Annotated in this window: 13 protein-coding genes; 12 read left to right on the top strand and 1 reads right to left on the bottom strand. The window is 60.2% G+C overall.

Going from position 1 to position 14,694, the window contains the following annotated elements; genetic code table 11:
- The first annotated feature begins 19 nt into the window (after positions 1-19).
- Genes AB7M29_RS00195 through AB7M29_RS00185 form a run of 3 tightly spaced genes read left to right on the top strand, consistent with a single transcriptional unit; the run spans position 20 to position 2,476 of the window.
- The gene (locus AB7M29_RS00195; protein WP_217857352.1) at positions 20-1,039 is read left to right on the top strand and encodes an aminoglycoside phosphotransferase family protein; all 1,020 of its coding nucleotides are present in this window, start codon (positions 20-22) and stop codon (positions 1,037-1,039) included.
- A complete protein-coding gene (murU, locus tag AB7M29_RS00190) occupies positions 1,036-1,707 on the top strand; it encodes an N-acetylmuramate alpha-1-phosphate uridylyltransferase MurU (protein ID WP_454246112.1) in 672 nt (223 codons plus the stop codon). The genes AB7M29_RS00195 and murU overlap by 4 nt, the downstream gene beginning before the upstream one ends.
- 1 nt (position 1,708) lies before the next feature.
- The gene (locus tag AB7M29_RS00185; protein ID WP_217857350.1) at positions 1,709-2,476 is read left to right on the top strand and encodes a TerB family tellurite resistance protein; all 768 of its coding nucleotides are present in this window, start codon (positions 1,709-1,711) and stop codon (positions 2,474-2,476) included.
- A 132-nt stretch (positions 2,477-2,608) separates the two neighbouring features.
- Here AB7M29_RS00185 and AB7M29_RS00180 read toward each other — a convergent pair whose 3' ends face one another.
- Entirely contained in the window at positions 2,609-3,601 is a 993-nt protein-coding gene (locus AB7M29_RS00180) for an alpha/beta hydrolase family protein (protein WP_454246111.1), read from the bottom strand.
- A gap of 73 nt (positions 3,602-3,674) precedes the next feature.
- Between AB7M29_RS00180 and AB7M29_RS00175 the strand changes: the two genes are divergently transcribed.
- The 9 genes from AB7M29_RS00175 (at position 3,675) to AB7M29_RS00135 (ending at position 14,671) form a co-directional block, all read left to right on the top strand.
- Positions 3,675-6,071, top strand: coding sequence for a PAS domain-containing sensor histidine kinase (locus AB7M29_RS00175; RefSeq protein WP_454246110.1), 2,397 nt, complete (start codon positions 3,675-3,677; stop codon positions 6,069-6,071).
- A 131-nt stretch (positions 6,072-6,202) separates the two neighbouring features.
- Positions 6,203-6,832: a response regulator gene (locus AB7M29_RS00170; RefSeq protein ID WP_003210977.1), complete on the top strand. Its 630-nt coding sequence runs from the start codon at positions 6,203-6,205 to the stop codon at positions 6,830-6,832.
- 387 nt (positions 6,833-7,219) lie between these two features.
- Positions 7,220-8,344 carry an ABC transporter ATP-binding protein gene (locus AB7M29_RS00165; RefSeq protein WP_030130015.1) on the top strand — a complete coding sequence of 375 codons (1,125 nt, stop codon included), beginning with the start codon at positions 7,220-7,222 and terminating at the stop codon, positions 8,342-8,344.
- A gap of 49 nt (positions 8,345-8,393) precedes the next feature.
- The gene (locus AB7M29_RS00160; protein WP_052967170.1) at positions 8,394-9,437 is read left to right on the top strand and encodes an ABC transporter substrate-binding protein; all 1,044 of its coding nucleotides are present in this window, start codon (positions 8,394-8,396) and stop codon (positions 9,435-9,437) included.
- A gap of 198 nt (positions 9,438-9,635) precedes the next feature.
- Positions 9,636-10,883, top strand: coding sequence for an ABC transporter permease (locus tag AB7M29_RS00155; RefSeq protein WP_052967171.1), 1,248 nt, complete (start codon positions 9,636-9,638; stop codon positions 10,881-10,883).
- Positions 10,884-10,895: 12 nt separating this feature from the next.
- Positions 10,896-11,720 (top strand): ABC transporter permease, encoded by an 825-nt coding sequence (locus AB7M29_RS00150; protein ID WP_095052684.1) that lies wholly within the window; start codon positions 10,896-10,898, stop codon positions 11,718-11,720.
- 226 nt (positions 11,721-11,946) lie between these two features.
- A complete protein-coding gene (locus AB7M29_RS00145; RefSeq protein WP_217857346.1) occupies positions 11,947-13,095 on the top strand; it encodes an iron-containing alcohol dehydrogenase in 1,149 nt (382 codons plus the stop codon).
- Positions 13,096-13,181: 86 nt separating this feature from the next.
- Entirely contained in the window at positions 13,182-13,856 is a 675-nt protein-coding gene (gene rpe / locus AB7M29_RS00140) for a ribulose-phosphate 3-epimerase (RefSeq protein WP_052967174.1), read from the top strand.
- Positions 13,853-14,671 carry a phosphoglycolate phosphatase gene (locus AB7M29_RS00135; protein WP_038981273.1) on the top strand — a complete coding sequence of 273 codons (819 nt, stop codon included), beginning with the start codon at positions 13,853-13,855 and terminating at the stop codon, positions 14,669-14,671. The genes rpe and AB7M29_RS00135 overlap by 4 nt, the downstream gene beginning before the upstream one ends.
- Positions 14,672-14,694: the final 23 nt, after the last annotated feature.

The raw sequence follows: 14,694 nt of genomic DNA, 5'->3' as shown, positions 1-14,694 counted from the left end.
GCCGTCGGAGACCCTTGCAATGCCTGACCAAGATGTACGCTTGCAACACCTGAAAGTTTGGCTCGATGAACAGTTGGCTATCCTCTTTGCAGAACAAGGTTGGGGCGCGGTGCCCCCGGCCACGTTGACTGCGGCCAGTAGCGACGCGAGTTTTCGGCGCTATTTCCGCTGGGAAGGCGCAGGCAGAAGTTTCGTCGTAATGGACGCGCCGCCGCCCCAGGAAAACTGCAAACCTTTCGTGGATATCGCTTTTCTGCTGGCGAAATCCGGAATAAACGTGCCGAAAATTTATGCCGAAGACCTTGAACGTGGTTTTCTTTTGCTCAATGACCTGGGCAACAAGACTTACCTGGACGTGATCGACAGCGAAAACGCCGACGATTTGTTCAAGGATGCCCTGCAAGCGCTGCTGGCTTTCCAGCAGTTGCCGATGGTGGCGCCGCTGCCAAGTTATGACGTGGCACTGCTGCGTCGTGAGCTGGAACTGTTCCCCGAGTGGTACGTGAAACGCGAACTGGGTATCGAATTCGACTCGACGCAGCAAACGCTTTGGCAGCAGGCCAGTGACTTGCTGATCGACAGCGCTCTGGCTCAGCCCAAAGTCCTGGTGCATCGCGACTACATGCCTCGCAACCTGATGCTCAGCGAGCCGAATCCCGGCGTGCTGGATTTCCAGGACGCGGTATACGGCCCGGTGACTTATGACGTGACCTGCCTGTTCAAGGATGCGTTCCTCAGCTGGCCTGAAGAGCGTGTGCGTGGCTGGCTGGAAGATTACTGGCAGCAAGCCGGTGCGCTCGACATCCCGGTGCAGCCTGACTTCGAAGATTTCCTGCGCGCCAGCGACCTGATGGGCGTGCAACGGCACCTGAAAGTCATCGGCATTTTCGCCCGCATCTGCCATCGCGATGGCAAGCCGCGCTACCTCGGCGATGTGCCGCGCTTCTTTGCTTATATAGATGCGGTCATCGCCCGTCGCCCTGAACTGGCGGAGCTGGGTGAATTGCTGGCCAGTCTGCGTGCTGGAGCGACGGCATGAAGGCAATGATTCTGGCGGCGGGTAAAGGCGAGCGCATGCGTCCGCTGACCCTGACCACGCCAAAACCGCTGGTTCGCGCCGGCGGAGTGCCCCTGATCGAATATCACCTGCGAGCGTTGGCGGCTGCAGGGTTTACCGAGATCGTGATCAACCATGCCTGGCTCGGTCAGCAGATCGAGGATTACCTGGGCGATGGCTCGCGGTATGGCGTGAGCATTCAGTATTCGGCGGAAGGTGAGCCGCTGGAGACCGGTGGCGGTATTTTCCGTGCGTTGCCGTTGTTGGGTGACGAGGCCTTTGTGGTGGTCAACGGTGACATCTGGACCGATTACGACTTCAGTGTGTTGCACCAGCCCATCGCCGGGCTTGCTCATTTGGTGTTGGCGGACAATCCGGTGCATCACCCGAGTGGAGATTTCACCCTGGTCGATGGCCATGTACAGGACGGTCGGCCGGATACTTCAACCCTGACCTACAGCGGCATCGCTGTGCTGCACCCGCAGCTGTTTGACGGTTGCTCGGCCGGTGCCTTCAAGCTTGCGCCGCTGCTGCGCAAAGCGATGGCTGACGGGCAAGTGACCGGCGAACACCTGAACGGGCATTGGGTGGATGTCGGCACCCACGAGCGCCTGGCTGAAGTAGAAACCCTGATAGAAGCGAGACGCTGACATGTTGTGGCCAGGGACTCTGATTGGAGCCGGAGCGGGCTTTGCCATAGCCAGCATTCCGGGGGCCATGCTCGGTGCTTTGTTGGGACAGGCGCTGGACCGGCGCTTGCACCTGCAGAGCTGGGCGCATTTATGGGAAAAATTTGGTGGTCGCTCGGTGCTGCGCAACGATGAGCTGCTGTTCGTGTTGCTGGGCCGATTGGCCAAGAGCGATGGGCGGGTAGTGGATGGGCACATTCAGCAGGCGCGGCAGGAAATGCGTGCTCTGGAGATGACCGAATCGGCGCAACGTCGCGCGATTGCGGCGTTCAATCGTGGTAAGTCGGGACATGACCGGTTGCGCGGTTATCTGCGACGCCTGAGTGCTCAACCCCATGCGGCGGAAGGTGTGTTACGTGCCTGTTGGCGGATGGTCTGGGCCGATGGCCGCGCCGGTAGCAGTGAGCGCGAGCTGATTGCCCAGTGGGGCAAATGGCTGGGCTGGACGCGGCAACAGGTGCAGGCCTTGGCGACTGACTATGAGCCGCAGAAACGCCCATCGGTCAGCAGCGCTGTAACTTACCAAGATGCCTTGCGGCTATTGGGCGTGTCGGCGACCAGTGAGCCGGCGCAAATCAAGCGCGCCTATCGACGCCTGCTCAGTCGTCATCACCCCGACAAGATTGCTGGCAGCGGTGCAACGGCTTTGCAGGTTCGCGAGGCTACGGACAAGACTCGTGAATTGCATACTGCCTACACGTTGATTCGTGAGCGGCGGGATTTTCGTTAGCAGGGCAGAGTTGTGTTGACAGTGCTATCGCCTTCGCGAGCAAGCCCGCTCCCACATTTGATCGGCGTTGCCTGCCTGAACGCGATCTAATGTGGGAGCGGGCTTGCTCGCGAAGGGCGCGCCGCCGATCTATCAGTCTGCCGCGTTCTGCGGATTCAACCAACCCCGCACCCGCCGAACCAACTGCTCTTGCTCGGCCTTGGCATTCCCCGGCAGCGCCTTGAGCGAAACCTGACTGAACCCCGACGTTTTCAAGCGCTTGCTGGCCTGCAAACGTTCCAGCGCCGCGTTACGATCCCCCGGCTTATCCATATAGAAGATATCTGCGGTAGGCAGCTTCAAGGTAGGTGTGAGCTCAGCCAGCCCCGGCATCGCTGTAACAGGCGTCTGAGCGGCGACCATCACCAACTTCTCGACTTGCGATGGCTGCTTCTCGCTCAGATAACGCGCGGCCCAGTAAGCGCCGGTACCATGGCCCAACACGACGATGCTGCGAGCGCTTTGCTGTTCGGCGTAGGCGATGGCTGCATCGATACGGGCGAAGATTCGCTCCGCGTCTGCTTTGGCCTGTTCTTCGGTGGTTTCGACGATAGCCTTGTCGGCCACATCCGCTTCGCCGCCGGCCGCCTGTTCGATGGGCGCCGGGGTCGTGGCTTCTTTGCTGCCGGCATCAGGCGCTTTGGGTGTTGGCGCCACTTCGACGATACGTGGCGCAATGGCATCGCTTTGCAGGTCCGGCAAGGTGATACTCAGGCTGCTCCACTCGACGTCCGGCAACTTGCGCCGCAATGGGCTGATCGCTTGCGGCCAGTCAACGGTTTCGCCGGCGCCCGGGATGATAATCACCGCGCCTTTGGGTTCGGTGGTATTGGCCGGTTTCCACAAGGCGAGAAAGTTGTCGGTGCCGGCTTGCAGTTGTTGCTGTTCCTGCGCAGGGATTTTTCGCTCAAGTGCTGCCGCTTCTTCCTGACTACGCTCAAGCAGAGGCTGACGTTCGACCGGTTTTTCTTCTGCGGGTTTTTCCGCAGCGGCAGGTGCCGGGTCGGCCGCCTCGACGGAAAACGCGCAAGGCAGGATCAACGACAGGCACAATGCTGGCAGTGCCAGGCGGTAGACAGGGGGCATCGGATATTCCAGGCCAGAAGTTAATCCGGCAGCCTAATGGGTTGGTCAGTATTTGTCAGTGTGTGAGACTTCGATGATGCATTTTCGCTGCCTGTGGGTTATCGGCTGTTTGTGGCTTCCCTTGATGGGCTGGGCGGCGCCCGCGCCACCAGCGCACGTCGTGCACCTGTCGCCAGCGCAACAGCAATGGCTGGCGCAGCATGGCGAGTTGCGGGTCGGGGTGGTGTTGCAAACACCTTATGCCCAATACGATCGCCGCTTGCAGCGCCTGTCCGGGGTTAATGTCGAGCTGATGAAGTGGCTGGCCAAAGCGCTCAAGATCGAGTTGAGCTGGCGCAATTATCCTGATCTTGCACAACTGGAAGCCGCGGCGCGTGAAGGCGACATCGATATCGCACCGGGGCTGACGCAAACCCCCGCAGGTTTGCGGTTCTGGCAATTTTCCGACCCTTACATGCGGGTGCCGCAACTGGTGGTCAGCGACCAGAAGAGCACCGGTGCAGTAGAGCTGGAAAAGCTCGACAGTCAGACCCGCGTCGCCGTGCGCATGCCCAGCGCCACCGCCGATTATTTGCGCAGTAACTATCCCCATCTGAACCTGCAAGGCGTGCCCCTGGAGCGCCAGGCGCTGCAATTGTTGTTGAGTCAGCAGGCCGGTTACGCGGTGGTCGATGAAGCGCAGTTCGGACGTCTGTCTGTCGAGCCTGAGTTCTCCGGGCTGGTCGTGGTGGGCGATATAGGCTTCCCGCAACTGCTGCGAGTGGCCACGCGTCGGGACTGGCCGGAGTTGGCCGGTATCGTCGAAAACGCGCTGCGGGCGATTCCGGCCAAGGACCTGGAGCAACTGCACAATCAATGGCTGCAACCCAAGTATCCGCGGCTGTCCGAGTCGCCGGGTTTCTGGCAAAACCTCAGCCTGCTCTTGGTGATGTTGTTGCTGAGCAGCATGGCCATTGTGTTTTGGCAACGTCGTCAGCAACACAGTCTGGAGCAACGCTTGCTGGCGGCGCGCGAAGACATTGCCCTGCGCGAGGCCAGCGAAGAGGCCTTGCGCCTCACGCAGTTTTCCATCGATCAGAGCACTGTCGGCATCCTCTGGGTCAACTGGGACAGCCATGTGCGTTACGCCAACCGGGCGGCCGAAACCATGCTCGGCTATCCGGCGGGCGGGATCATTGATCGGCCCTTGATCGACTTCGAACCCGGTTTGCACATGGACCGCTGGCTGAACCTGTGGAAACGCGCTCGGGCCAGTGAAGAAGGGCCGCAAAGTTTCGAAACTAATTGCGTGCGAGCGGATGGCAGTATTTTGCCGGCGGATGTTTCGTTGAGCTTCTTGCGTTTTCGCGAAGGCGAATACCTGGTGGTTTACCTCAATGATGTCACCGAGCGTCGTCGCGCCCTGGCTGCATTGCAGGAAAGCGAGGCGCGGCTGCAAGGGATCGCCGCCAACGTCCCCGGCCTGGTCTTTCGTCTGGAGCGCGCGCCGGTGACAGGGCAGATCGACTTTGCCTACATCAGCGAAGGCAGCGAGAGCCTGGTGGGGTATTCGCCGGCCACGTTGGCCCATCGGGACAAAGGCCTGCGCAGCCTGGTGCATCCGGATGACAAGGCCAGTTATCACCAGACTCAGGACCATGCACTGGACACCGACAGCGACTGGTCGTGGCAGGGACGGATTCTGACCCGTCAGGGCGAGCAGCGCTGGGCCGAGATCAAAGCCATCACTCGCCGCCTCGAAGACGGCGCCTATGTCTGGGACGGGATCGTCTGGGACATCACCGAGAGCAAGCGCATCGAACTGGAACTGGCCAGCTCTCGCGAGCAATTGCGTGAGTTGTCCGCCCACCTGGAGAGCGTGCGGGAAGAGGAAAAGGCCCGCATCGCCCGGGAAGTTCACGACGAGCTGGGTCAGATGTTGACCGTGCTGAAGCTGGAAACGTCCATGTGCGAATTGGCCTACGCCCAGCTTGATCCGGGCCTGCACGAGCGCTTGAACAGCATGAAGCGTTTGATCGCTCAGCTGTTTCAACTGGTGCGCGATGTGGCCACGGCGCTACGGCCGCCGATTCTGGATGCCGGGATTGCCTCGGCTATCGAATGGCAGGCGCGGCGGTTCGAAGCGCGCACGCAGATTCCGTGCCTGGTGCAGGTGCCGGATAACTTGCCGATGCTCAGCGATGCCAAGGCCATCGGGCTGTTCCGGATCCTTCAGGAAGCGTTGACCAATGTCATGCGCCACGCCCAGGCGCATACTGTTGAACTGACGCTGACCCTTGAGGGCAATGAACTCTGTCTGACTGTCAGCGATGATGGCGTAGGATTTGTCGCCGTCACTGGCAGGCCGACATCCTTCGGTGTGGTCGGCATGCGTGAGCGGGTGTTGATCATGGGCGGGCAGTTATCGCTTGAGAGTGAGCCGGGGGAGGGCACGACCCTGAGTGTGCGAGTGCCGCTGGATGAAGCCTGATGGTTTTAAGTTGTTTGGACTGGCGCCTTCGCGAGCAAGCCCGCTCCCACAGGGGAGAACGCATTCCAAATGTGGGAGCGGGCTTGCTCGCGAATGATCTTGGCTCTGACATAAGAAGAATGGAGAAGAACGTGATCCGTGTACTGGTAGCCGAAGACCACACCATCGTTCGCGAAGGCATCAAGCAATTGATCGGCCTGGCCAAGGACTTGCTGGTGGTAGGGGAGGCGAGCAATGGCGAGCAGTTGCTCGAGACCTTGCGCCATGTTCCCTGCGAAGTGGTGTTGCTGGATATCTCCATGCCAGGCGTCAACGGCCTGGAAGCGATCCCGCGGATTCGCGCGCTGAACAATCCCCCGGCGATTCTGGTGTTGTCGATGCACGACGAAGCGCAAATGGCCGCACGAGCGTTAAAGGTTGGCGCCGCAGGCTATGCGACCAAGGACAGCGATCCGGCATTGCTGCTGACGGCAATCCGCAAAGTCGCGGCGGGCGGGCGATACATCGACCCGGACCTGGCCGACCGGATGGTCTTCGAAGTCGGCCTGACGGATTCGCGCCCGTTGCACTCGTTGCTGTCGGAGCGTGAGTTCTCGGTATTCGAACGCCTGGCCCAAGGCGCCAACGTCAACGACATCGCCCAACAACTGGCCCTGAGCAGCAAAACCATCAGCACCCACAAGGCGCGGCTGATGCAGAAACTCAACATCACCTCCCTGGCCGAACTGGTGAAGTACGCGATGGAACACAAACTCCTCTGACACACCCAATCCCACTGATTCACTGCAATCCAATGTGGGAGCGGGCTTGCTCGCGAAGGCGGGCTACCTGTCGATACATGCGTTGAATGACACACCGCCTTCGCGAGCAAGCCCGCTCCCACAGGGAATCTCCTTTGAACATCCAATCGTGGGCATATCCAATAACGACACCCTTTACGCATAGCTTTTTGCCTGTTTTTGTGGCTTACAGCTCACCGCCTGTCGCGATCCCGAATCGACATATCCATCCCCGCCATCCTTGTAGGGCAATCCCTACCCCCAATCTTCCAACCGGCTGAGGCGATTCTCTCCTGCGCCCCGATTTGCGCCGCTCCCAGCGTCCACTAGGCTTAGTCCACAGCAGTCATCAATAACAAAGGTGTGGGTATGAGCCAGGTTGATTCAAGCGCAGGGGCCAGCGATATTCTGGTCAGCTTTCGTGGAGTGCAAAAGAGCTACGACGGCGAGAACCTGATCGTCAAAGACCTCAACCTGGATATTCGCAAAGGCGAATTCCTCACCTTGCTCGGGCCGTCCGGCTCCGGCAAGACCACCAGTCTGATGATGCTCGCCGGTTTCGAAACGCCGACCGCCGGCGAAATCCAACTGGCCGGGCGTTCCATCAACAACGTGCCGCCGCATAAACGCGACATTGGCATGGTGTTCCAGAACTACGCGTTGTTCCCGCACATGACGGTTGCCGAGAATCTGGCGTTCCCGCTGACCGTGCGCGGCTTGAACAAGAGCGATGTCAGTGACCGGGTCAAGCGTGTGTTGAGCATGGTTCAGCTCGACACCTTCGCCCAGCGGTATCCGGCGCAACTGTCCGGTGGCCAGCAGCAGCGTGTGGCCTTGGCCCGTGCGTTGGTGTTCGAACCGCAACTGGTGCTGATGGACGAACCTCTCGGCGCGCTGGACAAACAACTGCGTGAACACATGCAGATGGAAATCAAACACCTGCACCAGCGCCTCGGTGTGACCGTGGTCTACGTGACCCACGACCAGGGCGAAGCCCTGACCATGTCCGACCGGGTGGCGGTTTTCCATCAAGGTGAAATCCAGCAGATCGCGCCACCGCGCTCCCTCTATGAAGAGCCGAAAAACACCTTCGTCGCCAACTTCATCGGCGAGAACAACCGCCTCAACGGCCGCTTGCACAGCCATACCGGCGATCGTTGTGTGGTCGAGCTCGGTCGCGGCGAAAAAGTCGAAGCGCTCGCAGTCAATGTCGGCAAGACCGGCGAACCCGTCACGCTGTCGATTCGCCCGGAGCGCGTGAGCCTCAATGGTTCGAGCGAGTCCTGCGTCAACCGCTTCTCAGGGAGGGTGGCGGAATTCATCTATCTGGGCGACCACGTCCGGGTTCGCCTGGAAGTCTGCGGCAAGACCGACTTTTTTGTGAAACAACCGATTGCCGAGCTCGATCCCGCGCTCGCCGTCGGCGATGTGGTACCGCTTGGCTGGCAGGTCGAACACGTTCGCGCGCTCGACCCACTTTTAGAGGCGCATTGATCGCCCCCTGCTTCACCAACACCAACCCTGCACGTGGAGAGAACAATAAATGTTGAGATCCCTGAAATTCACCGCCCTGGTCGTAGGCATGATGGGTGCGGCACACGCGATGGCGGCGGGCCCGGACCTGACTGTGGTGTCCTTTGGCGGGGCGAACAAGGCGGCGCAGGCCAAAGCCTTTTACGCACCGTGGGAAGCGGCGGGCAACGGCAAGATCGTTGCTGGCGAATACAACGGTGAGATGGCCAAGGTCAAAGCCATGGTCGACACCAAGAGCGTGTCCTGGGACCTGGTGGAAGTTGAATCGCCAGAACTGTCCCGTGGTTGCGACGAAGACATGTTCGAGCAACTCGATCCTGCGCTGTTCGGCAAGACCGAAGACTACGTCAAAGGCGCTATCCAGCCGTGCGGCGTGGGCTTCTTCGTGTGGTCGACCGTGCTGGCCTACAACGCCGACAAACTGAAAACCGCTCCGACCAGCTGGGTGGATTTCTGGGACACCAAGAAATTCCCGGGCAAACGCGGCCTGCGTAAAGGCGCCAAGTACACCCTGGAATTCGCCTTGATGGCCGATGGTGTTGCACCGAAAGACGTCTACAAAGTGTTGGCCGGCAAAGATGGTCAGGACCGTGCGTTCAAGAAACTTGATGAGCTCAAGCCAAGCATTCAGTGGTGGGAAGCCGGCGCGCAACCGCCGCAATACCTCGCCTCCGGTGACGTGGTCATGAGCTCGGCCTACAACGGCCGGATCGCGGCGGTACAGAAAGAAAGCAACCTGAAAGTGGTGTGGAACGGCGGTATCTACGACTTCGACGCATGGGCGATTCCAAAAGGCCTGGATAAAACCCGTGCCGAAGCGGCGAAGAAATTCATCGCGTTCTCGGTGCAACCGCAGCAACAGAAGACCTATTCGGAAAACATCGCTTACGGCCCGGCCAACACCCAAGCCGTGCCATTGCTGTCCAAGGATGTTCTGAAGGATATGCCGACCACCCCGGAAAACATCGCCAACCAGGTGCAGATCGACGTCAGCTTCTGGGCTGACAACGGCGAGCAACTGGAGCAGCGCTTCAATTCCTGGGCTGCCAAGTAACCACGCTACACGGGACGACGGTTGACCGGATGATCGTTCCCACGCTCTGCGTGGGAATGCCGCCCGGGACGCTCCGCGTCCCTGTGACGCAGAGCGTCACTGGATGCGTTCCCACGCAGAGTGTGGGAACGATCAGCACCAAAAGTTCGAGGCGGCGTTTGCCACCTTTGCAATGATCAAAGATTTCCGGAGTACGCCATGGCTATCGCCGTTCCCGTGAACGCGGGCACTGACCCCACCTTGAAGCAGCGGCTCAAGCACGCCGAGCGGATCAACCGCTGGAAAGCACAAGCCTTGATCGCGCCGTTGGTGCTGTTTCTGTTGTTGGTGTTTTTGGTGCCGATCGTGGCGCTGCTCTACAAAAGCGTCGGTAACCCGGAAGTGGTCGGCGCCATGCCGCGCACCGTGGCTGCCATCGCCAGTTGGGATGGCCGAGGCCTGCCGGCAGAGCCTGTGTACAAGGCCGCCAGCGAAGACCTCGCCGAAGCCCGCAAGAATCAGACCTTGGGTGACTTGTCCAAGCGCTTGAACATGGAGTTGGCCGGCTACCGCAGCCTGCTGACCAAAACCGCACGCGCCTTGCCGTTCGCCACGGAGCCGGCTTCTTATAAAGAAGCGCTGGAAGCGCTGGACGAGCGTTGGGGCGACCCGGCCTATTGGCAGGTCGTGCGTCGCAACACCAGTAACATCACGCCTTATTACCTGCTGGCCGCCGTCGACCACCGTATCGACGACCTCGGCGAAGTGGCCCCGGCCACCCCCGATCAGGCGATCTACCTCGATATCTTTGCCCGGACCTTCTGGATGGGCCTGATCATCACCGTGATTTGCCTGGTGCTGGCCTATCCGCTGGCCTACTTGCTGGCGAACCTGCCATCGCGGCAAAGCAACCTGTTGATGATTCTGGTGCTGTTGCCGTTCTGGACCTCGATTCTGGTGAGAGTCGCCGCGTGGATCGTGTTGCTGCAATCGGGCGGCTTGATCAACAGCGGTCTGATGGCCATGGGCATCATCGATAAACCGCTGGAGCTGGTATTCAACCGCACCGGGGTTTACATCTCGATGGTGCACATCCTGCTGCCGTTCATGATTCTGCCGATCTACAGCGTGATGAAAGGCATCTCGCCGACTTACATGCGCGCAGCGATTTCCCTCGGCTGCCATCCGTTCGCCAGTTTCTGGCGGGTGTATTTCCCGCAGACCTATGCCGGTGTCGGCGCCGGTTGCCTGTTGGTGTTTATCCTCGCCATCGGCTACTACATCACCCCGGCGTTGCTGGGCAGCCCGAACGATCAGATGGTCAGTTATTTCGTCGCCTTCTACACCAACACCAGCATCAACTGGGGCATGGCGACCGCTCTCGGTGGGCTATTGCTGCTGGCGACTGTGGTGCTTTATCTGATTTACAGCTGGCTGGTGGGCGCCAGTCGCCTGCGCCTGAGCTAAGGGGAGAATGAAATGCTGAGTCCTTATATGTCGCCCATCGAACGGGTGTGGTTCTACAGCTTGCGCATTCTCTGCGGGCTGATCCTGTTGTTCCTGATCCTGCCGGTGCTGGTGATCATTCCGCTGTCGTTCAACTCGGGGAGTTTTCTGGTCTATCCGCTGCAAGGCTTCTCGCTGCACTGGTACCAGGACTTCTTTGCCTCGGCGGAATGGATGCGTTCGTTGAAGAACAGCATGATCGTGGCCCCGGCCGCGACGGTGCTGGCGATGATCTTCGGCACGCTGGCGGCAATCGGCCTGACCCGGGGTGATTTCCCGGGCAAACCGCTGGTGATGGCGCTGGTGATTTCGCCGATGGTGGTGCCGGTAGTGATCATTGGTGTGGCCAGTTACCTGACTTTTGCCCCGCTGGGGTTTGGCAATAGCTACATCTCGCTGATCGTCGTGCACGCCGTATTGGGTGTGCCGTTTGTGATCATCACGGTGTCGGCGACCTTGCAGGGGTTTAACCAGAACCTGGTACGGGCCGCTGCAAGTCTGGGGGCTTCGCCGTTGACCGCGTTTCGTCGAGTGACATTGCCGTTGATTGCGCCGGGCGTGATTTCCGGTGCGCTGTTTGCCTTCGCCACCTCGTTCGACGAAGTGGTGGTGACGCTGTTCCTTGCCGGTCCGGAACAAGCGACCTTGCCTCGGCAGATGTTCAGCGGCATCCGTGAAAACCTCAGCCCGACGATCGCCGCTGCCGCGACGCTGCTGATTGCGTTCTCGGTGATCCTGTTGCTGACGCTGGAGTGGCTGCGCGGGCGCAGCGAAAAACTGCGCACCGCGCAGGTCTGAAATTACACACAGCTCAAAATGTGGGAGCGGGCTTGCTCGCGAAGGCGGCGGAACATTCGACATACACGTCGGCTGACACTCCGCTTTCGCGAGCAAGCCCGCTCCCACATTTGATTTGTATCGATCCCGCCATGCATGTTCGGTCATTTATGATCTGAATAGCAGACAAACCCCAATCCCCAGCTACTATTGTGCCCAGCTCCCCTATCTATAAGAGGCTGCGCACATGAGTCTTTCCTCTTTCAAAATCGCTCACAAACTGATCACCGGCGCAGGTGCCATCGAGCAACTGGCGGCTGAGCTCACACGCCTGGATGTCGACAACCCGCTGATCGTTACCGACGCCGCTCTGGTCAAGTCCGGCACGGTAGAGCTGGCGCTGGCGCAGCTGGGCGAGCGCAGTTACGAGATTTTCGACCGGGTGTTGCCGGACCCGGAAATCGCCATCGTCGAAGATTGCATGCGGGTTTACCGTGAAGGCGGGCATGACGGACTGATCGGCCTCGGTGGCGGCAGTGCCATCGACATCGCCAAGAGTGTTGCAGCCTATGCCGGTTACCACGGCGCCCTGGAGGATTTGTTCGGCGTCGATCAGGTGCCGCGCAAAGGCCCGCCGCTGATTGCCATCCCGACCACTGCCGGCACCGGTTCGGAAGTGACCAACGTGGCCATCCTCTCCGACAAGGTCGCGCAGCTGAAGAAGGGCATAGTCAGCGATTACCTGTTGCCGGATGTGGCGCTGGTCAGCCCGCAAATGACCCTGACCTGCCCGCGCAGTGTCACCGCTGCCAGTGGCGTCGATGCGCTGGTGCATGCCATCGAGTCCTACCTGTCGCTTAATGCCTCGCCAATCACCGATGCCCTGGCCATTGGCGCGATCAAGCTGATTACCAAGGCGCTGCCCAAGGCCTACGCCAATCCATCTCATCTGCAGGCCCGCGAAGACATGGCCACCGCCAGCCTGATGGCCGGCATGGCGTTCGGCAATGCCGGGGTCGGCGCGGTGCATGCGTTGGCGTATCCGTTGGGTGGGCGTTTCAACATCGCCCATGGCGTCAGCAATGCCTTGCTGCTGCCGTATGTCATGACCTGGAACAAGATGGCTTGCGTGGAGCGTATGCAGGATATTGCCGAGGCCATGGGGGTGAAGACTGCTCATCTGAGCGCGAACGAAGCGGCGGACAAAGCCGTGGAGGCGATGACCGAGCTGTGTGCCGCGGTGGAAATCCCGTTGGGCCTGCGCAGTTTCGGGGTGCCCGAGGACGCGATCCCGGCCATGGCCGCGGAAGCCGCCGGCATCGAGCGCCTGATGCGCAACAATCCGCGCAAGCTGAGTGCTGTCGATATCGAGAAGATCTACCGAGCGGCCTATTAGTACCCAATCATCGCAGCACGGTGCGCGCGTCAAAGCATGAGGTATACAATGCGCGCCATCGTGATTCTGCTCAAAAAAGGTGCGTCATGCAGCCCTTCGTCATTGCTCCGTCGATTCTCTCCGCCGACTTCGCCCGCCTGGGCGAGGAAGTGGACAACGTCCTGGCCGCCGGCGCCGACTTCGTGCACTTCGATGTCATGGACAATCACTACGTGCCAAACCTGACCATCGGCCCGATGGTCTGCGCCGCGCTGCGCAAGTACGGCGTGACCGCGCCGATCGACGCGCACCTGATGGTCAGCCCGGTGGACCGCATCGTCGGTGACTTCATCGAAGCCGGTGCGACCTACATTACCTTCCACCCGGAAGCCACGCAGCACGTCGACCGTTCCCTGCAATTGATCCGCGAAGGCGGCTGCAAGGCGGGCCTGGTGTTCAACCCGGCGACCCCGCTGGATGTGCTCAAGTACGTGATGGACAAGGTCGACATGGTCCTCCTGATGAGCGTCAACCCGGGTTTCGGCGGGCAGAAGTTCATTCCCGGCACTCTCGACAAGTTGCGTGAAGCGCGGGCGCTGATTGATGCCTCCGGTCGTGATATCCGCCTGGAGATCGACGGAGGGGTCAACGTGAACAACATTCGCGAAATCGCTGCGGCTGGCGCCGACACCTTCGTCGCCGGTTCGGCGATCTTCAATGCGCCGAACTACCAGGAAGTGATTGAGAAAATGCGCTCCGAACTGGCGCTGGCTCGCCCATGAGTGGTTTTGAGCAGCTGTTCCCCGGGCGTCTGCCGCGGCTGGTGATGTTCGATCTGGATGGCACGCTGGTCGATTCGGTCCCTGATCTCGCGGCGGCCGTGGATAACATGCTGCTCAAACTCGGGCGTCAACCTGCCGGTATCGAACCGGTGCGGGAGTGGGTTGGCAACGGGGTGCACATGCTGGTGCGCCGGGCCTTGGCTAATCACATCGACGCCGAGGGCGTCGATGAGGTCGAGGCCGAGCATGCCCTGGAATTGTTCAACGGCTTTTATGAGGACGGTCACGATTTGACGGTGGTTTACCCCGGCGTGCGTGACACCCTCAAGTGGCTGAATAAACAAGGCATCGAAATGGCGCTGATCACCAACAAGCCGGAGCGCTTTGTCGCGCCGCTGCTGGATCAGATGAAGATCGGCCGTTACTTCAAATGGATCATCGGTGGCGACACCCTGCCGAATAAGAAACCTGACCCGGCCGCGCTGTTTTTCGTGATGAAAATGGCCAACATTCCGGCGTCGCAATCGTTGTTCGTCGGCGACTCGCGCAGCGATGTGCTGGCGGCGAAAGCGGCGGGGGTCAAGTGCGTGGCCCTCAGTTACGGCTATAACCATGGTCGACCGATTGCCGAAGAATTGCCGGCGCTGGTGATCGATGATCTGCGCAAACTAATTCCCGGTTGCCTGGATCCGGCCGCTGAGATAACGTTGCCCGACGCTGTTCAATCCCCTCCTGGAAACGCCATCGTGGTGGTCACTCGCAAACTCTGGATGAAAGTCATCAAGGCCCTGGCCCGCTGGCGTTGGCGCGCCTGACTTGTTCCTGGCCGGCATACCGG

This window comes from Pseudomonas sp. F-14 TE3623 (genome assembly GCF_053629015.1).
Note: the sequence above shows the minus strand (reverse complement) of the source record. Positions and strands in the feature narration are given on the sequence as shown.

Excerpts from the sequence above, each read along its gene's own strand:
- AB7M29_RS00165 (WP_030130015.1), top strand. The coding sequence starts at position 7,220 with ATGAGCCAGGTTGATTCAAGCGCAGGGGCCAGCGATATTCTGGTCAGC.
- AB7M29_RS00160 (WP_052967170.1), top strand. The coding sequence starts at position 8,394 with ATGTTGAGATCCCTGAAATTCACCGCCCTGGTCGTAGGCATGATGGGT.
- AB7M29_RS00155 (WP_052967171.1), top strand. The coding sequence starts at position 9,636 with ATGGCTATCGCCGTTCCCGTGAACGCGGGCACTGACCCCACCTTGAAG.
- AB7M29_RS00150 (WP_095052684.1), top strand. The coding sequence starts at position 10,896 with ATGCTGAGTCCTTATATGTCGCCCATCGAACGGGTGTGGTTCTACAGC.
- rpe (WP_052967174.1), top strand. The coding sequence starts at position 13,182 with ATGCAGCCCTTCGTCATTGCTCCGTCGATTCTCTCCGCCGACTTCGCC.
- AB7M29_RS00185 (WP_217857350.1), top strand. The coding sequence starts at position 1,709 with ATGTTGTGGCCAGGGACTCTGATTGGAGCCGGAGCGGGCTTTGCCATA.
- AB7M29_RS00175 (WP_454246110.1), top strand. The coding sequence starts at position 3,675 with ATGATGCATTTTCGCTGCCTGTGGGTTATCGGCTGTTTGTGGCTTCCC.
- murU (WP_454246112.1), top strand. The coding sequence starts at position 1,036 with ATGAAGGCAATGATTCTGGCGGCGGGTAAAGGCGAGCGCATGCGTCCG.
- AB7M29_RS00135 (WP_038981273.1), top strand. The coding sequence starts at position 13,853 with ATGAGTGGTTTTGAGCAGCTGTTCCCCGGGCGTCTGCCGCGGCTGGTG.
- AB7M29_RS00195 (WP_217857352.1), top strand. The coding sequence starts at position 20 with ATGCCTGACCAAGATGTACGCTTGCAACACCTGAAAGTTTGGCTCGAT.
- AB7M29_RS00180 (WP_454246111.1), bottom strand. The coding sequence starts at position 3,601 with ATGCCCCCTGTCTACCGCCTGGCACTGCCAGCATTGTGCCTGTCGTTG.
- AB7M29_RS00145 (WP_217857346.1), top strand. The coding sequence starts at position 11,947 with ATGAGTCTTTCCTCTTTCAAAATCGCTCACAAACTGATCACCGGCGCA.